Source organism: Streptomyces sp. NPDC057136 (assembly GCF_042670885.1).
In the GTDB taxonomy this organism is placed as follows: domain Bacteria; phylum Actinomycetota; class Actinomycetes; order Streptomycetales; family Streptomycetaceae; genus Streptomyces.
The window spans coordinates 1-24,754 of record NZ_JBHUUV010000059.1 but is presented as its reverse complement, the minus strand read 5'-3'; the positions used below and the strand labels follow the sequence as shown (position 1 = coordinate 24,754).

The window sequence follows — 24,754 nt, the reverse complement described above, 5'->3', positions numbered from 1 at the left end:
CAGACCGGGGACAGAAGCGAGGACGCAGCATGAGCACCATGGGCGACGGGACACGGGCGGTACGGGCCGGGCTGCCCGAACCGGCGCAGTACGAACCCACCCTGCCGGGCCCGGTTTTCGCCGCGCACTTCCATCTGTCCGGGGAACCGGTCGGCCCCTACACCTACGGTCGCGACACCAACCCGACGTGGACCCATCTGGAACGTGCCATCAGCGAGCTGGAGGCGCCCGGGGAGCCGGTCGAGACCACGGTGTTCGCCTCCGGGATGGCGGCGGTCACGGCCGTCCTGCTGTCGCAGACACGCACGGGCGACACGGTGGTGCTGCCGGACGACGGCTATCAGGCGCTGCCGCTGGTCCGTGAGCAGCTGGAGGCGTACGGCGTCGAGGTGCGGACCGCCCCGACCGGCGGCGACGCCCAGCTCGCGCTCCTGGAAGGGGCGAAGCTGCTGTGGATCGAGACCCCGTCCAACCCGGGCCTCGATGTATGTGACGTACGACGGCTCGTGGAGGCCGCGCACCTGGCGGGCGCTCTGGTCGCCGTCGACAACACGCTGGCCACCCCGATCGGTCAGCGCCCGCTGGAGCTGGGCGCCGACTTCTCGGTGGCCAGCGACACCAAGGGCATGACGGGGCACGGCGACATCCTGCTCGGCCATGTGACCTGCCGTGATCCTGCGCTGACGGCGGGTGTACGGCGCTGGCGCAAGGTCGTCGGGGCGATTCCGGGGCCGATGGAGGCATGGCTCGCGCACCGTTCGCTGTCCACGCTCCAGCTGCGGATCGACCGGCAGTGCGCGACCGCCCTCACGCTCGCCGAGGCGCTGGGCAAGCGCGCCGAGGTGAGCGCTCTGCGGTACCCGGGGCTGCCGACCGATCCTTCGTATCCGAACGCCGTGCGGCAGATGCGGCGCTTCGGCTCGGTGGTGTCGTTCGTACTGGCCGACCGGGAGACGGCGGAACGCTTCCTTGCCGGACTGCGGCTGGTCGACGACGCGACGAGCTTCGGCGGCGTACGTTCCACCGCGGAACGCCGGGCCCGCTGGGGCGGGGACGCCGTACCGGAGGGCTTCATCCGGTTCTCGGTCGGGGCCGAGGACCCGGAGGACCTGCTCGCCGACGTGGAACGCGCGCTCGACGAGGCATCCCGGTAACAGCCCTGATCAACAGGGTGCCCGCGGATACAGGCGGCCCGAGCCTCCCCCCTCGTGGCTCGGACCGCCCCGGTTCCACGCGCGAAGAACCGTGTTCACAAGGCTAGTTGACTCTGCGTCAGTGTCCAATCACAGTAGCGACAGCGACCTATCGACATATTTATAGTTGTCCGGGTCCGAAGCGTCGTGAACGCGGGAGGAGGCGGGTCATGGACCTGGCTCTGCTGCGCACCTTCGTCACCGTGCACCGTGCGGGGTCGTTCACCCGGGCCGCCGCCCTGCTCGGGCTGTCGCAGCCCGCCGTCACCTCGCAGATACGGACGCTGGAGCGCCAGCTCGGCCGTCCCCTCTTCCTGCGCCGGGCCCGTGGTGTGACCCCGACCAGCATCGGCGACGAGCTGGCACACCGCGCCGCTCCCCATCTGGACGCCCTGGTGGAGATCGCCGAGGCGGGACTCGACGAGGAAGCGGGGGTACGGACACTTCATCTGGCCGGGCCCCCGGAGTTCACCTCCTTACGCGCCCTGCCCGCGCTCACCCCGCTGCTCTCCCAGGGGCTCACGCTGCGCAGTGCGTTCAGTGCGAACGCCGAGGAGACGATGGAGGGGCTGGCCGCCGGCCACCACGACCTGGGCATCACGACGGCGCGGCCGCGCGGCGGGCTGCTCACCTCGACACCGCTCTGCGACGAGGAACACGTCCTGGTGGCAGCGCCGCGCTGGGCCGGCCGTCTGGGGCCCGGGACGCTCCGGCACAAGGGGCCGGTGGTGCTGGAACAGCTTCCGGTGGTCGAGGTGCACGAGAGCCTGCCCTTCGTCTCCCGCTACTGGGCCGCCGTGTTCGACAGCCGGCCGACGGCGTCCGCGACCGTGATCACTCCGGATCTGCGGGCGGTCCTGGAGTGCGCGGCGGCGGGTGCCGGACTCGCCGTACTGCCGCGGTATCTGTGCGAGCAGGCGCTGGAGCGGGGCGAGGTCGTGGCGCTGCTCGACCCCCCGGTACCACCGCTGCGCACGTATTTCCTGGCCGCGCGTACCGGCACACTGGCGCTGCCGCACATCGCGCGGGCGCACGAGTGGCTGGTGCGCGCTGCCGTCGACTGGTGACCTCTCGGCCCGTAAGAGTTTCAGATCGGGTTCCACGGGCCACTCTCTTGCCATGACCGAACGTCCTGTGGTCAAGCGCACCGCACGTGCCATCCTGCTCGACGGCGACGACCTCGTCCTCATCAAGCGCACCAAGCCGGGGGTCGATCCGTACTGGCTCACGCCGGGCGGCGGGGTCGAACCGGAGGACACCACCGTCGTCGACGCCCTGCACCGCGAGGTCGACGAAGAGCTCGGCGCCAAGATCACCGATGTCGTGCCCTGCTTCGTGGACACCGTGGAACACATCGCGGGCGGCGGAGTGAAGGGCGTCAAGGTCCAGCACTTCTTCGTCTGCCGGCTGGAGTCGATGGACCCCTCACGGAGGCACGGACCGGAGATCGACGATCCCTGCGGGGAGTACGAGATCGTACGGGTGCCCTTCAGCCGGATCGGAATCGCCGCGGTCCATCTCGTACCGCTGTCGCTGCGGCACTACCTCGACGGCAATATCGAAGGCGTCCGGGCGATGCACGCGTCCGACCTGGGCTGAAGCGGCGCCTTCATCCGGGTGTCGAGGCCGACAGTTCCTCGAGGGCGTCGTGCCGTATCCGTTCGGCCGGCATACCGATGCCTCTGAGCACGTCCACGCTGCTGCGGATCATGCCGGGAGGGCCGGACAGGTACGCCTCGTACCCCTTCCACGGCCCGTGTTGCCGTACGGCGTCGGGCAGCAGGCCCTTCGGACCGAGCCCGGGTCCCCCGCCCACCACAGGGTGGACGGCGAGCCATGAATATGTCTGCTGGAGCCGCAGCATCGTGTCGATGTCATAGAGGTCGCCGTCGCTGCGCGCTCCGTAGAACACCTCGACAGGACGCCGGTCTCCGTGCTCGGCGACATCCTCGACCAGCGCCCTGATGGGCGCGATTCCCGTGCCACCCCCGAGACAGAGCAGCCCGTTGTGGGTGGTGTGATCGACCGTCATCGAGCCCGCCGGGGCTCCCAGCTGCAGGATGTCGCCGGGGCGGGCGCGGTGCACCAGCGCGTTGGAGACCCAGCCCGCGGGCACCGCCTTGACGTGGAACGAGAGCAGCCCGTCGCGGCGCGGTGCCGAGGCGAAGGAGTAGTGCCGCCATACGCGCGGCCACCAGGGGGTCTCCAGGGTCGTGTACTGGCCGGCCAGAAAGGGGTACGCCTGGTCGGGGCGGAAGGTGAGTACCGCGATGTCGGGGGTTCTGAGGTCGTGGGAGACCACCTCTGCCTGCCACAGCGCGGGGGTGCTCCGCTCGTCCTCCGCCGCCGCGTCGATCATGATCTGCGAGATCCTGGTGTAGGCCCGCACCCAGGCCCCTTCCGCCTCACCGCCCCAGGTGGTGGGCGCGTAGCGACTGAGTGCGCCGAGCAGAGCCTCTCCGACGGCTGGGTAGTGCGTGGGCCGCGTGCCGTACTTGCGGTGACCGCGGCCGAGCCCTCCGAGGTACTCGGCGAGCGCTTCCGGGTCATCGAGCCGGTCGGCCGTCGCAAGGATCGCCCGGAAGATGCGGTCGCGCTGTGCGTCCATCGCCGCCGGGAACAGGGCGCGCAGATCCGGGTGCCGGATGAACAGCAGCGCGTAGAAGTAGGCGGTGGCCCGGTCCGCGACGGGACGCACCTCCGCGAGCGTGCGGTGGATCAGCGTCACATCGGCAGATGCGGACGGAGTCGTGGGTTCGGTCATATCGGCCGGCGTGGTGACCGGGACGTCCATAGAAGTGCCTCGCCTCAAGCATCAAATGGTCGCGACTCGCCCACGCCGCACGCATCCCCTGCGTGCGGCTCTCCTCGTCGCAGTGTGCCAGCAACTCCCCACGCATCGGACAAATACTCGGAAGTCCGGGTATCGGAGAGCGTGTTCCCACTACGCTCTTCTGCCTCGCGGGTCTACGGACGGCACTCCGGGGCACACTCCAGGGCGCCTTCCAGGACGCCCTCCGCGACGCCCTCGTACGCCGAGGCCAGTACGTGCGGATACTCCCGCCGTCAGACGACCGATCGCTCCGCGCTTGACAGCGTGTTTCACGTGAAACCACTGAATCGACGCACCCGCAGAAGTGTCCTCGTCGCCCATGTCGCAGTCTCCGTGAGCTGGCTGGGCCTCACCGTCGGCCTGCTGACCCTTGGCCTCACCGCCTTTTTCACGGGTGATCCCGCGACCGCTCAGGCCGCTACCCGCGCCATGAAGATCTTCGGTGACTGGCTGGTCGTGCCGGTCGCCCTCCTGTCGCTCCTCAGCGGTCTGATGCTGGCACTCGGCACACCGTGGGGGCTGGCCAGGCACCGGTGGGTCTGGGCGAAGTTCTGGATCACCCTGGTCACCACTGGCCTCTCGATCTTCTCGCTGCGTCCCGGTATCAACGAGGCAGCGGAAGGTGGCGTCATCAACTCCGATCTGGTGATGGGTCCGGCGGTGGCCTCGGCCACGTATCTGTTCGTCACAGCCGTCTCGGTACTCAAGCCCTGGGGACTGACCCGACGGGGCCGGCGCCTGCGTGTCTCGGCCAGATCCGCTAAAGCGGTGGACGAACGATCATCGCGTCAGACAGCCTGACCCCTATGCACAGCCCACTGCCTCGGTCGCTCGCCGAACTGCCCATCCGGCGCCTCACCCGGGGAGACCTCGTCCCCTGCGCCGACCTCTGCGAGGACCGCGGGTGGTCGCGCGACGAGCACCGGTGGGGGCTTCTTCTCTCCGCCGGGACGGGCTACGGAATCGATGATCCCGAGGGCAAAGGCCTGGCCGCGGCCTGTGTGGTGACCTCGAACGGGACGCGCCTCGCCGCCGTCGGCATGCTGCTCGTCGCCGGACGGTATGCCAGGCAGGGGCTCGGCCGGCGGCTGATGCGGCACGTGATCGAGTCGTCGGGGGAAACTCCGCTCTCGCTGTACGCCACCTCCGAGGGGCAGCCGCTCTACGAGCAGCTCGGCTTCGCGGTGGTGGGCGGGGCCGACCGCATCGCCGGTCATTTCCGGCCGTTGGACGGCGGGCGTGACGAGTCCCCCGGTGCTCCCTCGGTCACCACCCGCCCGGCCACGGCCGATGACCTCCAGAGCATCCTCCGCCTGGACGCCGATACGTTCGGCGCCGACCGGACCCACATCATCACGCGGCTGCCGGCCTTCTCCGACCGGTTCCTGGTCGCGGAGGACGGTGGCGCACTCGTCGGGTACGCGGCGCTCTGGCCGAGTGGGAACGTCCATTCCATCGGCCCGCTGACCGCTCGCGACACCGCCACCGCCAAGGCCCTCGTCACAGCGCTAGCCGCGACGACGGACCGCCCCCTGCGCGCCGATATCGACACGCGCCACCAGGAACTGCTCGACTGGCTCGGCGAGCACGGCCTGGAGAAGGGCTCCCGTACGGCGGTCATGATCTATCGAAGCCCGGAACTGCCGGGTGACTGGACCCGCCGGTTCGCTCCACTGACTGTCGCGACCGGCTGAGGCAGCCCGGTGGTGTGATCCGTGACGACGAGGGTCCGGCGAGCCGTGCGACGCTCCAGACCGCTGGACACCAGGGCGAGGAGCAGAGCCGATGCGGCGAGGGCCGCGCCGACCCAGTTCGGAGCGGTGTAGCCGAATCCGGCCGCGATCACCATGCCGCCCAGCCAGGCCGCCAGCGCGTTGCCGAGGTTGAAGGCTCCGATGTTGACGGCGGAGGCGAGGGTGGGCGCACCCGCGGCCTGGTCGAGCACACGCTTCTGCAGCGGCGGCACCGTCGCGAACCCCAGGCCGCCGATCAGCACGATGGTGACAGCGGCGGCGACCTTGTTGTGCGCGGTCAGCGTGAAGAGGGCCAGGACGAGGGCGAGAGCGCCCAACGAGACGTACAGCATCGGCATCAGATGGCGGTCGGCGAACCTGCCGCCGAGGAGATTGCCACCGACCATGCCGAGCCCGAAGAGGACCAGGAGCCAGGTGACGGACGACGCCGAGTATCCGGCGGTCTCGGTCATCATCGGCGTGATGTAGGTGATGGCGGCGAAGACTCCGCCGAATCCCAGGACCGTCATCGCCATGGCAAGCAGGACCTGCACGTTGCGGAACGCGGCCAGTTCGTGGCGCAGCCGTACGCCTGCGGGCCGGGGTTGCTCGGGGACGAGCCGTGCCACGCCCAGTAGTCCGAGGACGCCCAGCGCGGCGACGACGACGAAGGTGGTCCGCCAGCCCGCGGTCTGCCCGATGTAGGTACCCAGGGGCACGCCGACGACATTGGCGACCGTGAGCCCGGTGAACATCATGGCGATGGCGCCGGCCTTCTTCTCGGGAGCCACCAGATCGGCCGCGACCACCGACCCGATGCCGAAGAACGCTCCGTGCGCGAGTGAGGCGATCACACGTCCTGCCAGCATCACCTCGAAGACGGGGGCGAACGCGGAAACGACGTTGCCGACGATGAAGAGCCCCATCAGGAGCATCAGCATGCGTTTGCGGGTGACCCGGGTGCCGAGCATCGTCATCAGCGGAGCGCCGAGGACGACACCAAGTGCGTAGCCCGTGACGAGGAATCCCGCGGTGGGGATCGAGACCTGGAAGTCCGCAGCGACCTCGGGGAGCAACCCCATGATCACGAACTCGGTGGTCCCGATACCGAATGCCCCAATGGCGAGGGCGAGGAGCGCGAGCGGCATGGGTTTCACCTTCCCTGAGGATTGCGTCTGCGCCTTACGAGCGTCCACAATAATTGCAGACGCCTGTTAATTGCAAACGCGGGCTATTGCAGATGTCCCCTATCCTGGAGACACGCAGCTCCACACGGAGGAGAGACCATGACAGCGACAGACCCCGCCCTGACCGCCCTCTCCCAGGGCTGGTGCGCGCTCTCCCTGCTCCACGGGAAGATCGAGGCCCGCATCGAGCGGGCCCTGCAGACGGGCCACGGCCTCAGCGTGCGGGAGTACTCGCTGCTCGACGTCCTGAGCCGGCAGCACAGCGGCCGCGGTGGGCATCTCCAGATGAAGCAGGTCGCCGACGCCGTCGTGCTGAGCCAGAGCGCCACCACCCGCCTGGTCACCAGGCTCGAGGACCGCGGCCTGCTGACCCGGTACCTCTGCGACACGGACCGCCGCGGCATCTACACCGACGTCACCGATGCCGGACTGACCCTGCTCGCCGAGGCCCGGCCGACCAACGACACCGCGCTGCGCGCCGCCCTCGACGAAGCCGCACTGAACCCCGAGCTGGCTCCGCTCGTCACCGCGGTGGAACAGCTGAAGGTTCCCGCATAGCCCGTGCGAGCTGCGTATTCTGCGGAATATGACCGATCTTGCAATACGTCCTGCCGCGCTCGCCGACATCCCCGCCGTCGTGGCCATGCTGGCCGACGACCCCCTCGGCGCACAGCGGGAGTCGCCGGACGACCTCACCCCGTACAACGCCGCGTTCCAGCGGCTCGCCGATGATTCGAACCAGCACCTCATCGTCGCGGTGCGCGAGGAACGGGTCGTCGGGACACTGCAGTTGACGATCATCCCCGGCCTGTCCCGGCGCGGCTCGACGCGCTCGGTCATCGAGGGCGTCCGCATCCATGCCGATGAACGCGGCAGCGGTCTCGGCACCCAGATGATCCAGTGGGCCGTGGACGAATCCCGGCGCCAGGAGTGCCAGTTGGTCCAGCTGACGTCCGACGCCACCCGTACCGACGCGCGACGCTTCTACGAACGCCTCGGCTTCACCGCCAGCCACATCGGGCTCAAGCTCACACTCTGAGCCGGCAACCGCACGACCCAGCAGACCGAAGCAGAACAAGGTTCGGAAACCCCCGGGGGCCGTGGTGCAGCACATCACAGACGAACAGCGCCGCATCAGACTCGGCCGACGCCATCGGCTCGCACCGTCGGCGCGGGCCGACTCCATGGTGGCGGTGGCCGACTCAGTCGTCGCCCTGCACGCCACCGATGCCGCAACCGTCTTCCTCTCCACGTGCGCACGGCTCTCACGGGCCGGTATCGAACCGGTGGAACAGGCTCTGTACGAAGACGTCTCGCTGGTCCGGCTGCTGTCCATGCGCAACACCCTCTTCACCGTCTCCAGGGAACTCGCGCCCTATGTGGACGCGTCGAACGCGCGGGCCGTGGCAGCCAAGGAACGTCGCACGCTCCTCAAGCACTTGACGGAGGACGGCAACGGGCTGGACGAGAACTGGCTCGCGGCGGCCGAGCGGGAGACCCTCGCCGTGCTGACGGCGCGCGGCAGGGCCACCGGCAGCGAACTGTCCGCAGCGGTACCGGCTCTCCGGACGAAGATCACCATCTTCCCCGGCAAGAAGTACGAGACGGTCCAGGGCGTCGCCTCCCGGATCATCCGCATCCTGGCCGCCGAAGGGCGCATCCGGCGGGACCGGCCACGCGGCTCCTGGACGTCCAGCCAGTTCCGCTGGACGGCATCGGAGCCCTGGCCCGCGCTCACCACGGCGGAGGCACAGGCAGAGCTGGCCCTGCGCTGGCTCCGCTCGTACGGGCCCGCGACCGAGGCCGACATCAAGTGGTGGACCGGCTGGGGCCTGGGCCAGGTCCGCAAGGCGCTCGCGGCAGCGGGGGCCGAGGCCGTACGGCTCGACGACGGGACCACCGGGTGGGTCGCGCCGGGGGACAGCTCCCCCGAACCCGCCCTGGAACCCTGGGCCGCGCTGCTGCCGGGTCTCGACCCGAGTGCGATGGGCTGGGCCGACCGCGGCTTCCACCTTCCGTCCGAGCACCGTGCCGCACTCTTCGACCGGGCCGGCAACATCGGCCCCACGGTCTGGTGGAACGGCAGAATCGTCGGCGGCTGGGCGCAGCGCGCCGACGGGGAGCCCGTCTGGCGCCTGCTGTCCGATGTCGGCCGGGACGCCTCGACCGCCATTGAGGCGGAGGCGTCCCGGCTGGCGGAGTGGGTGGGCGAGACCCGTATCACTCCGCGCTTCCGCACCCCGCTGGAGCGCGAACTGACTGCCTGAGCGCTCACGTGGTACTTCGCACCGTGTTTCACGTGAAACACGGTGCGCGCTCGTGGAGTCGCTCAGATGTCGAGTCCCCGCCAGCCCTCCGCGTCCACACTGCCGGGGACCGCTGCCCCCGGCTCGTACGGTTCGCGTGTGAAGACGAACGACCCCAGGTCGAGATGGTCCACGGCGCCGTCGCCGTTCCGCACGACGCGAAGTGTTTCGCCCGCGTAGTACCCGTCGAGCCCCGTCCACGTACCGTCCGGCCGCGACCGGAAGCGGGCGCCTCGGCCGACGCCGCGCAACGGCTGGAGCTCCACCTCCCGGTCTGCGGCCACCTTCAGGACGTAGGCGTGCGTGCCCCAGTACCAAGGTCCCGTCAGCGCCAGCAACTCGGTGTCGACCTCGGGCAGGGGACGCCACGGCGCCGGGATGCGAGGCTCCGCATCGGCGACGATCCGCACGAGATCTGCGGCGACTGCAGAGGTGAGCGGCCCGGAGGTGGCATTGGTGAGCGCGACCGCGGCGACATCGTCCTCCACGCAGAACCACAGGGCGGCCAGGAATCCCGGCAGCGAGCCGGTGTGGCCGATGAGCGTTCGGCCGTCCCTGCGCACGATCTGGAGACCCAGACCATAGGCGCCGTCCCAGTCACCTGCCTGGAGCGAGGCCGCCGGTACCCGCATCTCCCGCACCGACTCCGCGCCGAGGACCTTGTCGTCCCCCTCGGCGAGGAACGCCGCGAACCGGAGGAGGTCGGCGGTTGTCGACCAGAGCTGACCGGCCGGTGCCATCAGGCCGAGGTCTTCGGCCGGTTCGGGCAGCATGACGTCTGCCCAGGGGTGCACGGCCCAGCCGCCCGCGTGCGGGGCCACCGGCTGCGTGCTCGTACGGTGCATCCCCAGCGGTTCCAGGATCTCCCGGTGCAGCACCTCGGCCCAGGAGGCACCGCGTACCGCCTCGACCAACGCTCCGAGCAGCGTGTAGCCGGGATTGGAGTAGTGGTGGCCCCGGCCGGCCTGCTGCGTCCGCGGCTGACCGCCGAGAACGTCGTCAAGCTCCGGGCGCACGGTCCCCGGTGTCCGCTCCCACCACGGCGCAGGGGACTCGGCGGCCAGGCCCGCGCTGTGGCCGAGAAGCTGGAAGACGGTCACATCGCCCACCCCCGTGCCGGGCAGGTGCTTCTCCAGCGGATCGTCCAGATCGAGCACACCCTCGTCACGCAGCCGAAGCACCAGTACGGCGGTGAACGTCTTCGTGAGGGAGCCGATTCTGTATTGCGTATCCGCGTCGGGGTCGTGGCCCTCGACGCAGCTGCGCGCCCCGTTCCAGACGGCCCGCCCCTCCCGCTGCACCGCGGCGACGAACGAGGGCGTACGGCCTTCGGCCTGAGCCGTGGCGATGCGGTGCAGCAAGGCACGTCGCGTACTCGGGAGCAACTCTGCGTCGGGAGAACCATTGGAGGAGTCGCTGGACAAGTCGCTGGACACGTCATTGGGGGAGGTCATGGTCAAGGACTACCCGGGTGGCATCCGTCTGGCGAGCCCTTTTCGCGGCGCGCGGAAGTCGCATCCACCCGGGTAGCACAGGACCGGGCCAAGGGCTCAGCGCTTACGGCTGTACGTCCTGACCAACACCCCGTTGTCGAACGTGCGTACGTCATCGAGGGTGAATTCGGTGGGCCGGAAGTCCGAACCGAACATCGGCATGCCGGAGCCGTACACCAGCGGATAGGTCTTGATCACGAGCTCGTCGACCTCGTCGATCAGCTCTCCCGCGAGCTGGGAGCCACCGCAGAGCCAGATCCCCAAGTCACTGCTCTCCGCCTTGAGTTCCCGGACACGGCCGACCAGACCCTCGGAGATCAGCTCCACATTCGCGTCCGGCGATTCCTTCAGCGTGCGGGAGGCGACGATCTCGCGGAGCTGGGCGTAGGGGCTGGTGACGTCGGTGTCCAACGCCAGCTGGTAGCTGGCGCGTCCCTGGATCACCGTGTCGAACCGCTGGTTCTTCGCGTCATGGAACCCCAGAGCCTCCCGGCCCGCGGCCGGGACGGTCTCCGGATACTCCGTCTTGAGGAATCCGAGGAACTCCTCAGTGACGAAGGGGTACATCGATGTTGCGTCGCCGCCCGGGTCCCCGATGAAACCGTCGATCGAGCAGGCGATGAAGTAGGTGAGCTTGCGCATGTGGTCCCCGTTCCACGTAGGCCATATGGCCACTGAGCACGTCCGCAATCACGGCGACGCATTGCCTCTTCGCCGCAACCACGTCATCTATAGTGCTTCACATGTAGTGGTTGCGCAAGCCTCTTTTTGGGAGGCGAACTGACGGGAGATCAACCATGGCCAGGAATCCGGAGCGCAGAACAGCACTCACCGACGCCGCCATCGAGGTGCTGGCGCACGAGGGAGCCCGCGGACTCACCTTCCGCGCCGTGGACGCCCGGGCAGGAGTGCCGGTGGGCACGTCCTCCAACTACTTCGCCAGCCGGGATGACCTGTTCATGCAGGCGGGCGCGCGTATCAACAGCCGTATGGCGCCGGACCCGGCCACGGTCGAAGAGGTGCTGCGCCCCGCGCCCTCACGAGAGCTGGTCACGTCCCTGATGCAATGGCTGGTCCAGCGCATGGCAGATGACCGCACCGGCTATCTGGCCATGCTCGAACTGCGCCTGGAAGCCACCCGCCGGCCGGCCCTCCGCGTCCAGCTGACGCAGACGGTGCGCGCGGAGTTCGACGCGGGCGCCGAATTCCACCAGAACGCGGGCCTGCCCGGCGACCACGACACGTTCCGTGTGCTCTACCTGGCCATGACCGGCGTACTCCTGGAGCACTTCACGCTGCCGGGAGTGCTGTCCGACACCGCACTCGACGACCTGGTGGAGAGCGTGGTCACGCAGATCGTGCCTCGCTGACACCGCGTACCGCCCGCCCATCAGGGGGGTGCGCTGACATTGATGTCCGCCACCGGTCACATTCCCGCGTCGCGCCGGGTCATAGCAGTGACGGACTCACCACCGCGGCCGGAGCGACCGGCCTCCCCCTGATGGGAGCACTCCTCATGTCCACCACATACGTCGTCGTCACTGTCCTGGCCGCCGCCATGGCCGGCTTCTCGGCCGCCTCGGTCTTCTTCCGCGCCCAGTGGGTCGTGCAGCCGCTGGCCGACTACGGCGTCCCCCGGTCGTGGTGGCTCTGGCTCGGTACGGCCAAGGCCGCCGGCGCGGCGGGCCTCCTCGTCGGCCTGCTCGTACCGGTCATCGGCGTCCTGGCCGGCATCGGCCTGGTGCTGTACTTCGCCGGCGCCGTCGTCACCGTGATCCGGGCCCGCTCGTACGCCCACATCCCGTTCCCACTGGTGTACATGGCGCCGGTGGTCGGTGCGCTGGCCCTCGGCTTCGCCGCCTGATGGGTCCGGCCGGCTCAGCGGCTGTCGAGGCGGGACGAGTAGGACTTACTCGTCAGCTGGCCGTCGGTGAAGTAGAAATTGATCGTCGGGTAGGACTCGTCGATGGTGCCCGCGCACTCGATCATGGTGTTCCACCCGCTGGACGACGGGTAGTTGGGGCGCTCGACCCACATGTCGGTGCATGCCGTACCAGCGATGATGGCGTTGACCTCGGCCAGCGTGTCACCCACGGCGAACTCCTGCTCGTACTGGACCTTGGTCATGGTCCGGGGCAGATCGTAGGTGTACCAGGCGTAGGCGAAGGTAAAGCTCTTCTCCTTCTTGAACAGCTGGCCGGCGGCGTTGAAACTGAAATCCGCCGTCTGGTCGACGAACTGGTTCATCCCCCAGCACGTCATCACACTGCTCCCGCCGGAGCAGTGCGGCTGCGTGCCGATGATGGCCTCGACCTGCTGCTTGCTCATACCGAAGGTGACAGCGTCGTACTTGGTGGCGGTGAGGTAGTTCTCATGCGGATCGGGCTTGGGCTCGGCCGACGAGGTCGCCGCGGCAGATCCGACCATGGCGGCCGCGAGGACGGCGACGGTGGCGAGACGACGAAGACGCATGTGCATTCTCCTGACAGAAGGGTGCGAACGTCCGTGTACGACTCGGACGGGGCGGCCGCGCGAAGACCGCGGAACGATCCAGGGCATCCTCGGACCCAGGTCTCTCACCGCTCTCTTTGCGCGGTATCCGGCAACCGGAGATTCCCCGCACCCGACCTGTCCGTGTCCGGTACACGCGCCCCAGTCCCATGGCATTTCTTCGAGACCGGCGTCAGCAGTCATCCGACCAGGGCGTGTCCGACGGGTCGGAGCCGGTGGCTCCAGGCTCCGTCGCGTCCGCTCTCCTGACGCTGCCACCGCGCCCAGGGCGTCCCCCGCCCCGTTCCCCGCCAACTGAGCGCGCCGGGGGGGCTAGCCCTACCTGGAGCTGGGCGGGTAGCACGATCGTCCTGCGCGGTCGCATCCGGAGATGCTGGGTCCATAAGCCGCTGGTTTCCCAATGATTCCGTAGGAGTTGGCTCGTGCGTGAGCAGACATGGCAGACGTTTCGTTCCTCCGGGCGGCGGAGTGGTCGGCGCAGAACCGTACCGGTCGCGGCCGCAGTGGCCGTCGGCATCATGACGATGGGCGCCCTGGCCCCGCCCGCGGCGTCTGCCGCCGCCAGGCCGGACACCCCCCAAAGGGGCCTGAACGCGCTGGTGCACACCGACAGCGTGCCCGCCGCGCTGGCGAGCGTCGAAGACCGTGACGGCCGCACCCGCACCTACACCGCAGGGGTCGGCGACCTGGCGACCGGTGCGCAGGTGCCCCGGGACGGTCAGGTGCGCATCGGCAGCAACACCAAGTCGTTCACCGCGGTGGTCGTGCTGCAACTGGTCGGTGAAGGGAAGATCGGCCTTGACGCCCCGGTCGACACCTATCTGCCCGGCCTCGTCCGCGGGGACGGGATCGACGGGCGCCGCATCACCGTCCGCCAACTGCTCCGGCACACCAGCGGACTTCCCAACTACAGCAAGTATCTCAGCGATGACATCCGCTACTACGACCCCCGCGAACTCCTCGGCCTCGCTCTCGCGCACGAGGCAGACTTCGCCCCCGGCACGAAATGGGCCTACAGCAACACGAACTACGTGGTGGCCGGCCTGATCGTTCAGAACGTCACCGGCCGCCCCCTCGCCGAAGAGATCGACCGGCGCGTCATCAAACGCATCGGCTTGCGCCACACCTACTTCCCCGCCCCTGGCGAAATGGCGATCCGGGAGCGCCATCCCAGGGGTTACTACCAGGATTCGGCAGGCGCGCCTCTGGTCGATGCCACGGAATGGGACCCTTCCTGGGCCTGGTCCGCGGGGCAGATCGTGTCGACCAACTCCGACTTGAACCGGTTCTTCACCGCGCTGCTGGCCGGCCGCCTTCTCCCAAAGGCTCAGCTTGACCAGATGCGCACCACCGTCCCCGCCAGTCACCCCTTTCCCGCAGGTGCCCGTTACGGGCTGGGACTCGTGAGCACGCCTCTGTCGTGCGGCGGTGTGTACTGGGGCCACGGCGGCAGCATGACGGGATACGAGACCCGAGGCGGCGCCACCGAGGAGGGCCGCGCAGCAAACGTCGCCGTGACCACGCAGCCAAGCCAGGCAACCAAGGAGCGCATGGACGGCATCGTGGACACAACCCTGTGCCGCTGAACCGCGCCTCCCAAGAAGTGTCCGGCTGTCACTGAACAGATCGCACCGCCCTCGATAGGGGTCGCACCGGGCGCGTGGTCGTACGGGAACCAAAAGGGCGTCACTCAATCGAGTGACGCCCCTCACGTGCAATTCTCCGGCTCAGGTCTGGGCCATGTCCACGAAGCGCGAATAGTGGCCCTGGAAGGCCACGGTGATCGTCGCCGTCGGACCGTTACGGTGCTTGGCCACGATCAGGTCGGCCTCGCCCGCACGCGGCGACTCCTTCTCGTACGCGTCCTCGCGGTGCAGCAGGATCACCATGTCGGCGTCCTGCTCGATGGAGCCGGACTCACGCAGGTCGGAGACCATCGGCTTCTTGTCCGTACGCTGCTCGGGGCCACGGTTCAGCTGGGAGAGAGCGATCACCGGAAGCTCCAGCTCCTTGGCCAGCAGCTTGAGGTTTCGGGACATGTCCGAGACCTCCTGCTGACGGCTCTCGGCCCGCTTGGAGCCGCCGGACTGCATCAGCTGCAAGTAGTCGATGACCACGAGCTTGAGGTCGTTGCGCTGCTTGAGGCGCCGGCACTTCGCCCGGATCTCCATCATGGAGAGGTTCGGCGAGTCGTCGATGTAGAGCGGGGCGGCCGAAACGTCCGGCATCCGGCGGGCCAGCCGCGTCCAGTCCTCGTCCGTCATCGTGCCGGAGCGCATGTGGTGCAGCGCCACCCGGGCCTCGGCCGACAGGAGGCGCATCGCGATCTCGTTGCGGCCCATTTCCAGGGAGAAGATGACACTCGGCAGGTTGCTCTTGATCGAGCACGCCCGCGCGAAGTCCAGGGCCAGCGTGGACTTACCCATGGCGGGACGGGCCGCGATCACGATCATCTGGCCGGGGTGCAGGCCGTTCGTGAGGGCGTCGAGGTCGGTGAAACCGGTGGGCACACCGGTCATCTCACCGCTGCGCGAGCCGATCGCCTCGATCTCGTCGAGAGCGCCCTCCATGATGTCGCCGAGCGGCAGATAGTCCTCGCTGGTGCGCTGCTCGGTGACGGCGTAGATCTCGGCCTGGGCGGAGTTGACGATCTCGTCGACGTCCCCGTCGGCCGCGTATCCCATCTGCGTGATCTTCGTGCCCGCCTCGACGAGACGGCGCAGTACGGCGCGCTCGTGGACGATCTCCGCGTAGTACGAGGCGTTCGCCGCAGTCGGCACGGACTGAACGAGGGTGTGCAGATACGGGGCTCCGCCGACCTTGGTGATCTCTCCGCGCTTGACCAGCTCGGCCGCCACGGTGATCGGGTCGGCCGGCTCACCCTTGGCATAGAGGTCGAGGATCGCGGTGTAGACGGTTTCGTGGGCCGGGCGGTAGAAGTCGTGGCCCTTGATGATCTCCACGACATCGGCGATGGCGTCCTTGGACAGCAGCATGCCGCCGAGCACCGACTGCTCGGCGTCCAGGTCCTGCGGAGGCACGCGCTCGAAGCCGGGAGAGCCACCGTCCCAGCTGCCCTCGCGACCCCGGTCGTGCTGTTCGTCGCGCCCCTTGCCGTCACCGCGGCGCTGACGGGAAACGGGCAGACGGTCACTGGGACCGGTCTCGGCCCAGGGGTCGTCCAAAGGCTCAGGGATACTCACCCGGCCACCTCCTCCCGTCCGCTTCGCGGACCTAGCCGTGCCACTCTTTCTTACGGCACGGCACCGACAAACAAGACGCCCGACTCCGGTTCCGGCGCGAAGAGTTCTGCGGGGTTCCAAGGCCATAACGGAGTGCGGACGCCGGACCACGGTAGGCCGCTCAGCACCGTCAGCCAATCTGGTTATCCACAGGGCATGTGGACGACGGGCCAGATGCTGTGGAGAACCCCTCAGATCCTGTGCACGGAGCGGGGGACAGCACTGTGGACAAACTCATACCGCCACCCGCACCACAGCCCTGACCTGGGCTTTCTCCATCCACCGGCTGTGGGGGAGAAATTCTTTTGCCCTCAGATCAAGATCACGGCAAACGGTGCACAGCGGAACTCCGGACGGTGACGAAAGTAAGGAGCGCAAGGCCATTGCATCTCTTACCTGTGGAAGATTAGATTGGCACTCATGACCAAGGCCCCCGCGACGTCCTCGCTCAGCCGCCGACGCCACGACCGGGAGATCATCGCCCTCGCCGTGCCGGCCTTCGGCGCACTTGTTGCCGAGCCCCTCTTCGTGATGGTCGACAGCGCCATCGTCGGCCATCTCGGAACACCTCAGCTGGCGGGTCTGGGTGTCGCCGCGGCTCTGCTGATGACAGCCGTGAGTGTCTTCGTCTTCCTCGCCTACGCGACCACGGCGGCGGTCGCCCGCCGGGTCGGTGCGGGAGATCTGCCCTCCGCGATCCGCCAGGGCATGGACGGAATCTGGCTGGCACTGCTGCTCGGCGCCGCGGTCGTCGCCGTCACCCTCCCCGCAGCCCCCTGGCTCGTCGATGTGTTCGGCGCCTCCGACACCGCCGCTCCCTACGCGACCACGTATCTGCGGATCTCCAGCCTCGGTATCCCGGCCATGCTGGTCGTCCTCGCGGCGACCGGTGTACTGCGCGGCCTCCAGGACACCAGGACCCCCCTCTACGTCGCCATCGGCGGCTTCGCCGCGAATGGCGCCCTCAACGTGGTACTGGTCTACGGCGCTGGCCTCGGTATCGCAGGCTCCGCCTGGGGGACCGTGATCGCCCAGGTCGGCATGGCCGCCGCCTATCTCGTCGTGGTCGTACGAGGTGCCAGGCGCCACGGAGCTTCCCTGCGCCCCGATGCCGCGGGCATCAGAGCCAGCGCACAAGCCGGTGCGCCCCTGCTGGTCCGTACGCTGTCGCTGCGCTCCGTCCTGATGATCGCCACCGCTGTCGCAGCGCGACTCGGCGACACTGATATCGCCGCGCACCAGATCATCCTTTCGCTGTGGAGCCTCACAGCGTTCGCCCTCGATGCCATCGCCATCGCCGGCCAGGCCATCATCGGCCGCTACCTCGGAGCGAACGACGCCAAGGGCGCACGCGAGGCATGCCGCCGCATGGTCCAGTGGGGAATCATGTCCGGCGTGGTCCTCGGCGTACTGATCGTGCTGGCGCGGCCCCTGTTCATCCCGCTCTTCACCAGCGACCCGTCCGTGCAGGACACCCTGCTCCCCGCACTGCTGGTGGTGGCGCTCTCGCAGCCGATCGCCGGGGTGGTCTTCATCCTGGACGGCGTGCTGATGGGAGCCGGAGACGGGCGCTATCTCGCCTGGGCGATGCTGCTCACTCTGGCGGTATTCGCCCCGGTCGCCCTTCTGATCCCCACATTCGGCGGCGGTCTCACCGCTCTGTGGTGGGCGATGACCTTGATGATGACCGTCCGGCTGGTGACCCTCTGGCTGCGTGCCCGCTCGGGACGGTGGATCGTCACCGGCGCGACCCGCTGATCGGCTCTCCCGCTTGACCCGCCGAACGGCTCTCACGTTTCACGTGAAACAGACCCAGGCGCGACAAGCCCGGGAACGACCGGCCAAGGAATGACGAAGGGCCGCACCCATTGGGTGCGGCCCTTCACCTAGCTCTACTGAGCTGTGCCCTTAGGCAGCAACGACCTCGATGCCGAGCTTCGCAGCGACCTCGGGGTGCAGACGCACGGACACCTGGTGTCCGCCAAGCGTCTTGATCGCCGAGCCGAGCTCAACGCGACGCTTGTCGACGTCCGGACCACCGGCAGCCTTGATCGCCGAGGCGATGTCGGCCGGGGTGACGGAGCCGAAGAGACGGCCGGCGTCGCCGGAGCGAACAGCCAGACGAACCTTGACGGCCTCGAGCTTGGCCTTGATCTCGTTGGCCTGCTCGATCGTCGCGATCTCGTGGATCTTGCGGGCGCGGCGGATCTGCGCCACGTCCTTCTCGCCACCCTTGGTCCAGCGGATGGCAAAGCCACGCGGAACCAGGTAGTTACGGGCGTACCCGTCCTTGACGTCAACGACGTCGCCTGCAGCACCGAGGCCGGAGACCTCGTGGGTGAGGATGATCTTCATGATTCGGTCACCCTTCCCTTATCGCGCGGTGGACGTGTAGGGCAGCAGCGCCATCTCACGGCTGTTCTTGACTGCCGTGGCGACGTCACGCTGGTGCTGCGTGCAGTTGCCGGTGACGCGGCGGGCACGGATCTTGCCGCGGTCGGAAATGAACTTCCGCAGCATGTTCGTGTCCTTGTAGTCCACGTACTGGGTCTTGTCCTTGCAGAACGCGCAGACCTTCTTCTTAGGCTTGCGCACAGGCGGCTTCGCCATGGTGTTTCTCCTGTGTGATCAAGAAGTGGGGGTACGAGCTGCCCTAGAAGGGCGGCTCGTCCGAGTAGCCGCTGCCGGAACCAGCAGATCCGCCGGTGCCGCCGGAGCTTCCGCCCCAGCTGCCTCCGCCGCCCTGCTGACCCCCGCTTTGCTGGCCGCCGGCCGGCGCGCTGGTGGCCCACGGGTCGTCGGCGGGAGCACCGCCGCCGCCCTGCTGGCCGCCGGCACCGGGACCGCCGCCCCAGTTGCCGCCGCCCTGCTGGCCACCGCCGTATCCACCCTGGCCGCCCTGGCCCTGGCCACCGCGACCTGTGGTCTTGGTGACCTTCGCCGTGGCGCTCTTCAGGCTGGGGCCGACTTCCTCGACGTCCAGCTCGTAGACCGTGCGCTTGACGCCCTCACGGTCCTCGTAGGACCGCTGCTTCAGCCGGCCCTGCACGACAACGCGCATGCCTCGCTGGAGCGACTCCGCGACGTTCTCCGCCGCCTGACGCCAGACCGAGCAGGTGAGGAACAGGCCCTCACCGTCCTTCCACTCATTGGTCTGCCGGTCGAAGATGCGGGGAGTGGACGCGACACGGAACTTCGCGACCGCCGCACCGGACGGGGTGAAGCGCAGCTCGGGGTCGTCGACGAGATTGCCGACGACCGTGATGACGGTCTCGCCTGCCATGGGTGAACCTCTCGGCGGGGATTGCTTCTGGCTGCTTGCTGCTACTCGAACCCGATGACCGCTGAGCTAGAAGCTCAGTGGGTCTCGGGGCGGAGGACCTTGGTCCGGAGGACCGACTCGTTCAGGTTCATCTGTCGGTCGAGCTCCTTGACGACTGCGGGCTCAGCCTGCAGGTCGATGACCGAGTAGATGCCCTCAGGCTTCTTCTTGATCTCGTAAGAGAGACGACGACGGCCCCAGGTGTCGACCTTCTCAACCTTTCCGTTGCCCTCGCGGACGACGGAGAGGAAGTTCTCGATCAACGGGGAGACAGCGCGCTCCTCGAGATCGGGGTCGAGGATGACCATCACCTCGTAGTGACGCATGTGGAACCCACCTCCTTTGGACTCAGCGGCCACGGTCGTTCCGTGGCAGGAGGGTCGTGATGCGTAAGCACTTGTGTCTCCGAGTAAAACAGCCGCCACTGACAACGCCCTCCATGGAGAGGAAGCTGCCGAGCCGGCTCGGGGCAGACACAGGTGCAGACCGTCCAGACTACCCGCAGAGGGGCTTCCGGTTGAAATCCGGTGCTCAGGAGACGCAATCTGTACACATCGGGTGTGAGCGGCGCTACAGTGCGCCGCCTTCAGGCCGGGAGGTTCTCCATGGCACACGCAATGCGACCCCGTTCTTCCGTCTCCCTCCTCGCCACGGACGGCAAGGCTCATCCACTCCAGGACAGCCTCATGGCGGTGACCCTGGTGCTGGGTGCCGTCGCCTTCGTGACGGCGATGTTCCACAACCTGCACCTGATCAGCTCGTGGGCCGGACTGATCGGAATCCTTACGGGTGCCTACGGGCAGTACGTCTCGGTGACCACACGCGAGAGGTTCCCGCTGATCGTCGGGCTCGGCGCATCGGCCATCGGGTTCTTCCTCGGAATGGCCCACGGCGGCCTCTTCGGCGGCGTGATCGGCTGAGAGGTCTCTCACCCGGGTGCCGAGCCCGGTCCCGTAGTGCCAGAACGGGCGCTCCTCGGTCACAGTAGGCTTCGGCGCGAGAGCCGGAGCCCCTGACCGATGGGGACACACCTGCCGAGGAGCGCCCCGCATGAGCCTGACCCTGAGGACCATCAGCCGAGAACAGCATCTGGCATACATCCAGAGCCTGCCCTCGGCCAGTCACTGCCAGGTCCCGGCGTGGGCTGACGTGAAGACCGAATGGCGCTCGGAGAACCTGGGATGGTTCGACAAGAGCGGCGAGATGGTCGGCGCCGGCTTGGTCCTGTACCGCCAACTGCCCAAGATCAAGCGGTATCTCGCGTACCTGCCCGAGGGCCCGGTCATCAACTGGTACGCCCCGAACCTGGACGACTGGCTCCAGCCGATGCTCGCCCACCTCAAGCAGCAGGGCGCCTTCTCCGTGAAGATGGGCCCGCCCGTCGTCATCAGGCGCTGGGACTCGGCCGCCATCAAGTCCGGTATCCAGGACCCGGATGTGAAGCGCCTGCGCGATGTCGAGGCCACTCACATCGAGCCCCGCGCCTTCGAGGTCTCGGACCGGCTGCGCAAGATGGGCTGGCAGCAGGGCGAGGACGGCGGCGCCGGTTTCGGTGACGTACAACCCCGCTACGTCTTCCAGGTGCCGCTGGCCAACCGCTCCCTCGAAGACGTGCTCAAGGGCTTCAACCAGCTGTGGCGCCGCAACATCAAGAAGGCCGACAAGGCCGGTGTCGAGGTCGTTCAGGGCAGCTACGAGGACCTCGCCGAATGGCAGCGCCTGTACGAGATCACTGCCGTGCGTGACCATTTCCGGCCACGCCCGCTCTCCTACTTCCAGCGCATGTGGAAGGTCCTCAACTCCGAGGACCCCAACCGCATGCGGCTGTACTTCGCGCGGCACAACGGGGTGAACCTGTCCGCGGCGACGATGCTCGTCGTCGGCGGGCACGTCTGGTACTCGTACGGCGCGTCCGACAACATCGGGCGTGAGGTCCGGCCCTCGAACGCGATGCAGTGGCGCATGCTGCGCGACTCGTACGCGATGGGCGCGACGGTCTATGACCTGCGCGGCATCAGCGACTCGCTGGACGAGACCGATCACCTCTTCGGCCTGATCCAGTTCAAGGTCGGCACCGGCGGCGAGGCAGTCGAATACGTCGGCGAGTGGGACTTCCCGCTCAACAAGCTGCTGCACAAGGCACTCGACATGTACATGTCGCGCCGCTGATCCCGGCGGTGGAGACGGCACCGCTGCCGAATTCGGTGTCATTCGCTTCAATGGACGCTTCAGTACGTTCTGCATACCTCTGATACACCGCAGCCACAAGAAAGGTTCCGGGCCGGCCATGGCGCTCTCCCTCTACGTAGACACCGCGCGCTGGCGGGCGCACCAGAAGTCCGTGCTCGACCAGTTCCCCGGTCTCGTACCGGTCTGCAAGGGCAACGGATACGGCTTCGGCCACGAGCGGCTCGCCGATGAGGCGATCCGCTTCGGCTCCGACACGCTCGCCGTCGGAACCACCTACGAGGCAGCTCGTATCAAGGACTGGTTCAGCGGCGACCTGCTCGTCCTCACTCCCTTCCGGCGGGGCGAGGAGCCGGTGCCGCTCCCCGACCGCGTCATCCGTTCGGTCTCCTCCGTGGACGGTGTGCACGCGCTTGTGGGCGCACGGGTCGTCATCGAGTGCATGAGCTCGATGAAGCGCCACGGTGTGAAGGAGGAGGAGCTGGGGCAGCTGCACGCCGCCATCGAGGACGTACGACTCGAAGGCTTCGCCCTGCACCTGCCGCTGGACCGCACGGACGGCTCGGACGCGGTCGAGGAAGTCATCGGCTGGATGGACCGGCTGCGCGCGGCCAGGCTGCCGCTGCACACCATGTTTGTCAGCCATCTGCGGGCCGAGGAACTGGCGCGCCTGCAGCAGCAGTTCCCGCAGACCCGCTTCCGCGCCCGCATCGGTACGCGGCTCTGGCTCGGCGATCACGAAGCGACCGAGTACCGGGGTGCCGTCCTCGATGTCACGCCGGTCGTCAAGGGTGACCGTTTCGGCTACCGCCAGCAGAAGGCGGCGTCCGACGGCTGGCTGGTCGTCGTGGCGGGCGGTACGTCTCACGGCGTCGGTCTGGAGGCCCCCAAGGCCCTGCACGGCGTGATGCCGCGCGCCAAGGGGGTGGCCCGGGCCGGCCTGGCTACGGTCAACCGGAATCTCTCGCCGTTCGTCTGGGCAGGCAAGCAGCGCTGGTTCGCTGAGCCCCCGCACATGCAGGTGTCGATCCTGTTCGTGCCGTCGGACGCGCAGGAGCCGAAGGTCGGAGACGAGCTGGTGGCCCATCTGCGCCACACGACCACCCAGTTCGACCGCCTCGTCGACCGCTGATCCCCGGGAGGTCCGGCCCGCCGCACTTCAGTCGGCGGTCGGCCCTCGCGCGGCTCCCCACTCCACACGCGGCCCCTCGGTCATGTGCGCCGCGTGCCGTGCCGGATGCGGCGCCTCTCCGAGTACGAACACGTCCGGCGCGTTGTCGAACACACCGCCCGACGGATCGTCGGACCCGTCGCGCCGTACGGGGTCGCGTTCCGGCATGAGGATGTCCCGGACGACGACGGCGCAGATGTACAGCGTCCCCAGCAGGTGCAGGACGATCGCGATCTGGTAGCCCTCTTCCGGCAGCCCCTGGTGCTTGTCGCCGCTGGTCGTGTACGCGAGGTACAGCCAGATCCCCAGGAAGTACATGCACTCGCATGCCTGCCAGATGAGGAAGTCGCGCCAGCGCGGCCTGGCCAGTGCGACAAGCGGAATGAGCCAGAGCACGTACTGGGGTGAATACACCTTGTTCGTCAGGACGAAGGCCGCGACGAGCAGAAGCGCGAGCTGCGCGAAACGCGGCCGGCGCGGGGCGGCCAGGGTCAGTCCCGCCAGCGCCAGGACGGCCACCACCATCAGCAGCGTCGACCCCAGGTTCACCGTCTCGACATCGATCGCCACGCCCGTGCGCTGGGTGATGATCAGCCAGAAGGAACCGAAGTCGAGCGGCCGTTCCTGGTTGAAGGTGTAGAACTTCTTCCACCCTTCAGGGGCGAACACCATCACGGGCAGGTTGACCGCCAGCCAGGCGGCGGCCGCACCCAGCGCGGCGTGGAAGAACGCCCGCCACTTCCCCGCCCGCCAGCACAACAGCAGGACCGGCCAGAGCAGCAGCGCGGGGTAGAACTTGGCGGCCGTGGCCAGACCGATGAGGATGCCGAACGCGAGGGCGCGCCCCCGGGACCACATGAGCATCGCCGCGGCCGTCAGGGCGACGGCCAGCAGGTCCCAGTTGATCGTGGCGGTGAGCGCCAGGGCGGGCGCCAGGGCGACCAGCAGGCCGTCCCAGGGGCGGCGCCGGTGCGTACGCGCGACGCACACCGCGGCGACGACGGCGCAGACCATCAGCATGCCCGCGTTGACCATCCAGTACATCTGCTCGCGCTGCTGGGCGGGGTCGCTGTCGGGCGTCAGCGTCAGCCAGGACGCGACCTGCATGAACAGACCGGTCAGGACGGGGTACTCGAGGTACTCCATGTCGCCGGTGAGCCGGTCGAAGTACGGCACGAGACCTTCGGCGAAGCCGCGGCCGATGTACAGGTGCGGAATGTCGGAGTAGCAGGCGTGCGTGTACTGCGAGGTGGTGCCCCTGAACCAGGCCCATTCGTAGCAGGGGATCTTCTGCACCATGCCGAGTGCGAACATCCCGATCGCGACCAGCGCGATGACGCGCACAGGCGTCAGCGGGCCCCTGCCGAGCAGAGCCCAGCGTCCCACTCGCCCGCCGATCAGTTCACTGCCGGCCGCGGCGATCTCGTCCTGGTGCGTGGGCCGTACGACGGGCCGCTCCTGATGCACGCTCGTGTCTTCTGCGCTTGGCATGCCGCACATCCTGCCGTACGGGACTCTGCGCTAGGTGTGGCCCGCCCCGGGACACGGCGAGGGCCGCCGCACCGGGTGGTGCGGC

At 68.3% G+C, this 24,754-nt stretch carries 26 protein-coding genes; 15 read left to right on the top strand and 11 right to left on the bottom strand.

Going from position 1 to position 24,754, the window contains the following annotated elements:
• Positions 1-29: 29 nt before the first annotated feature.
• From ACFT7S_RS36530 to ACFT7S_RS36520, 3 genes are all read left to right on the top strand, one after another.
• A complete protein-coding gene (locus ACFT7S_RS36530; RefSeq protein ID WP_382740157.1) occupies positions 30-1,154 on the top strand; it encodes a cystathionine gamma-lyase in 1,125 nt (374 codons plus the stop codon).
• Between the two features lie 209 nt (positions 1,155-1,363).
• Complete coding sequence (locus ACFT7S_RS36525) at positions 1,364-2,260, top strand: LysR family transcriptional regulator (protein ID WP_382740154.1); 897 nt, start codon at positions 1,364-1,366, stop codon at positions 2,258-2,260.
• Between the two features lie 52 nt (positions 2,261-2,312).
• Positions 2,313-2,792 carry an NUDIX domain-containing protein gene (locus tag ACFT7S_RS36520; RefSeq protein WP_382740151.1) on the top strand — a complete coding sequence of 160 codons (480 nt, stop codon included), beginning with the start codon at positions 2,313-2,315 and terminating at the stop codon, positions 2,790-2,792.
• 10 nt (positions 2,793-2,802) lie between these two features.
• Here the strand turns inward: ACFT7S_RS36520 and ACFT7S_RS36515 are convergent, their stop codons facing one another.
• Positions 2,803-3,957, bottom strand: coding sequence for a globin domain-containing protein (locus ACFT7S_RS36515; RefSeq protein WP_382740148.1), 1,155 nt, complete (start codon positions 3,955-3,957; stop codon positions 2,803-2,805).
• A 342-nt stretch (positions 3,958-4,299) separates the two neighbouring features.
• Between ACFT7S_RS36515 and ACFT7S_RS36510 the strand changes: the two genes are divergently transcribed.
• Positions 4,300-4,827: a DUF2269 domain-containing protein gene (locus ACFT7S_RS36510; protein WP_382740145.1), complete on the top strand. Its 528-nt coding sequence runs from the start codon at positions 4,300-4,302 to the stop codon at positions 4,825-4,827.
• 5 nt (positions 4,828-4,832) lie between these two features.
• Complete coding sequence (locus ACFT7S_RS36505) at positions 4,833-5,720, top strand: GNAT family N-acetyltransferase (protein ID WP_382740142.1); 888 nt, start codon at positions 4,833-4,835, stop codon at positions 5,718-5,720.
• Here the strand turns inward: ACFT7S_RS36505 and ACFT7S_RS36500 are convergent.
• Positions 5,651-6,907, bottom strand: coding sequence for an MFS transporter (locus ACFT7S_RS36500; RefSeq protein ID WP_382740140.1), 1,257 nt, complete (start codon positions 6,905-6,907; stop codon positions 5,651-5,653). The two genes, ACFT7S_RS36505 and ACFT7S_RS36500, sit on opposite strands and share 70 nt — an antisense overlap.
• 138 nt (positions 6,908-7,045) lie before the next feature.
• On the opposite strand from ACFT7S_RS36500, the gene ACFT7S_RS36495 reads away from it, so the two are divergent.
• The 3 genes from ACFT7S_RS36495 to ACFT7S_RS36485 all read left to right on the top strand — a co-directional run bounded on the left by ACFT7S_RS36495 (position 7,046) and on the right by ACFT7S_RS36485 (position 9,213).
• Positions 7,046-7,504 (top strand): MarR family winged helix-turn-helix transcriptional regulator, encoded by a 459-nt coding sequence (locus ACFT7S_RS36495; protein ID WP_382740137.1) that lies wholly within the window; start codon positions 7,046-7,048, stop codon positions 7,502-7,504.
• A 28-nt stretch (positions 7,505-7,532) separates the two neighbouring features.
• Positions 7,533-7,985, top strand: a complete 453-nt coding sequence (locus tag ACFT7S_RS36490; protein ID WP_382740134.1) for a GNAT family N-acetyltransferase — start codon at positions 7,533-7,535, stop codon at positions 7,983-7,985.
• A 64-nt stretch (positions 7,986-8,049) separates the two neighbouring features.
• Positions 8,050-9,213, top strand: coding sequence for a winged helix DNA-binding domain-containing protein (locus ACFT7S_RS36485; protein ID WP_382740132.1), 1,164 nt, complete (start codon positions 8,050-8,052; stop codon positions 9,211-9,213).
• A gap of 62 nt (positions 9,214-9,275) precedes the next feature.
• Here ACFT7S_RS36485 and ACFT7S_RS36480 read toward each other — a convergent pair whose 3' ends face one another.
• Both ACFT7S_RS36480 and ACFT7S_RS36475 read right to left on the bottom strand, forming a co-directional pair.
• Complete coding sequence (locus ACFT7S_RS36480; protein ID WP_382740129.1) at positions 9,276-10,613, bottom strand: serine hydrolase domain-containing protein; 1,338 nt, start codon at positions 10,611-10,613, stop codon at positions 9,276-9,278.
• Positions 10,614-10,802: 189 nt separating this feature from the next.
• Positions 10,803-11,387 carry a dihydrofolate reductase family protein gene (locus tag ACFT7S_RS36475; protein WP_382740126.1) on the bottom strand — a complete coding sequence of 195 codons (585 nt, stop codon included), beginning with the start codon at positions 11,385-11,387 and terminating at the stop codon, positions 10,803-10,805.
• 155 nt (positions 11,388-11,542) lie between these two features.
• On the opposite strand from ACFT7S_RS36475, the gene ACFT7S_RS36470 reads away from it, so the two are divergent.
• Together ACFT7S_RS36470 and ACFT7S_RS36465 are read left to right on the top strand one after the other, a co-directional pair.
• Positions 11,543-12,115: a TetR/AcrR family transcriptional regulator gene (locus tag ACFT7S_RS36470; protein WP_382740123.1), complete on the top strand. Its 573-nt coding sequence runs from the start codon at positions 11,543-11,545 to the stop codon at positions 12,113-12,115.
• 146 nt (positions 12,116-12,261) lie between these two features.
• Positions 12,262-12,609, top strand: a complete 348-nt coding sequence (locus ACFT7S_RS36465; protein ID WP_382740120.1) for a DoxX family protein — start codon at positions 12,262-12,264, stop codon at positions 12,607-12,609.
• 14 nt (positions 12,610-12,623) lie between these two features.
• Here ACFT7S_RS36465 and ACFT7S_RS36460 read toward each other — a convergent pair whose 3' ends face one another.
• The gene (locus tag ACFT7S_RS36460; RefSeq protein ID WP_382740118.1) at positions 12,624-13,217 is read right to left on the bottom strand and encodes a BLIP family beta-lactamase inhibitor; all 594 of its coding nucleotides are present in this window, start codon (positions 13,215-13,217) and stop codon (positions 12,624-12,626) included.
• 461 nt (positions 13,218-13,678) lie between these two features.
• Here ACFT7S_RS36460 and ACFT7S_RS36455 point away from each other — a divergent pair, with 461 nt between their 5' ends.
• The gene (locus tag ACFT7S_RS36455) at positions 13,679-14,842 is read left to right on the top strand and encodes a serine hydrolase domain-containing protein (RefSeq protein ID WP_382740115.1); all 1,164 of its coding nucleotides are present in this window, start codon (positions 13,679-13,681) and stop codon (positions 14,840-14,842) included.
• Positions 14,843-14,983: 141 nt separating this feature from the next.
• Here the strand turns inward: ACFT7S_RS36455 and dnaB are convergent, their stop codons facing one another.
• Positions 14,984-16,441 carry a replicative DNA helicase gene (gene dnaB / locus ACFT7S_RS36450; protein WP_382740181.1) on the bottom strand — a complete coding sequence of 486 codons (1,458 nt, stop codon included), beginning with the start codon at positions 16,439-16,441 and terminating at the stop codon, positions 14,984-14,986.
• Positions 16,442-16,918: 477 nt separating this feature from the next.
• Between dnaB and ACFT7S_RS36445 the strand changes: the two genes are divergently transcribed.
• Entirely contained in the window at positions 16,919-18,256 is a 1,338-nt protein-coding gene (locus ACFT7S_RS36445) for an MATE family efflux transporter (protein ID WP_382740112.1), read from the top strand.
• 150 nt (positions 18,257-18,406) lie between these two features.
• On the opposite strand, the gene rplI is transcribed toward ACFT7S_RS36445, so the two are convergent.
• From rplI to rpsF, 4 genes are all read right to left on the bottom strand, one after another.
• Positions 18,407-18,853: a 50S ribosomal protein L9 gene (gene rplI / locus ACFT7S_RS36440; RefSeq protein ID WP_018553905.1), complete on the bottom strand. Its 447-nt coding sequence runs from the start codon at positions 18,851-18,853 to the stop codon at positions 18,407-18,409.
• An 18-nt stretch (positions 18,854-18,871) separates the two neighbouring features.
• Entirely contained in the window at positions 18,872-19,108 is a 237-nt protein-coding gene (gene rpsR, locus ACFT7S_RS36435) for a 30S ribosomal protein S18 (RefSeq protein ID WP_003967857.1), read from the bottom strand.
• Positions 19,109-19,151: 43 nt separating this feature from the next.
• Positions 19,152-19,781 (bottom strand): single-stranded DNA-binding protein, encoded by a 630-nt coding sequence (locus tag ACFT7S_RS36430; protein WP_382740109.1) that lies wholly within the window; start codon positions 19,779-19,781, stop codon positions 19,152-19,154.
• 74 nt (positions 19,782-19,855) lie between these two features.
• Positions 19,856-20,146 (bottom strand): 30S ribosomal protein S6, encoded by a 291-nt coding sequence (rpsF, locus tag ACFT7S_RS36425; protein WP_006604399.1) that lies wholly within the window; start codon positions 20,144-20,146, stop codon positions 19,856-19,858.
• A 279-nt stretch (positions 20,147-20,425) separates the two neighbouring features.
• Here rpsF and ACFT7S_RS36420 point away from each other — a divergent pair, with 279 nt between their 5' ends.
• The 3 genes from ACFT7S_RS36420 (at position 20,426) to ACFT7S_RS36410 (ending at position 23,139) form a co-directional block, all read left to right on the top strand.
• Complete coding sequence (locus tag ACFT7S_RS36420) at positions 20,426-20,740, top strand: hypothetical protein (RefSeq protein ID WP_382740106.1); 315 nt, start codon at positions 20,426-20,428, stop codon at positions 20,738-20,740.
• 130 nt (positions 20,741-20,870) lie between these two features.
• A complete protein-coding gene (locus ACFT7S_RS36415; RefSeq protein WP_382740103.1) occupies positions 20,871-21,989 on the top strand; it encodes a lipid II:glycine glycyltransferase FemX in 1,119 nt (372 codons plus the stop codon).
• Positions 21,990-22,107: 118 nt separating this feature from the next.
• Entirely contained in the window at positions 22,108-23,139 is a 1,032-nt protein-coding gene (locus ACFT7S_RS36410; RefSeq protein WP_382740100.1) for an alanine racemase, read from the top strand.
• Positions 23,140-23,166: 27 nt separating this feature from the next.
• On the opposite strand, the gene ACFT7S_RS36405 is transcribed toward ACFT7S_RS36410, so the two are convergent.
• Positions 23,167-24,678, bottom strand: a complete 1,512-nt coding sequence (locus tag ACFT7S_RS36405) for a glycosyltransferase family 87 protein (protein WP_382740097.1) — start codon at positions 24,676-24,678, stop codon at positions 23,167-23,169.
• Positions 24,679-24,754: the final 76 nt, after the last annotated feature.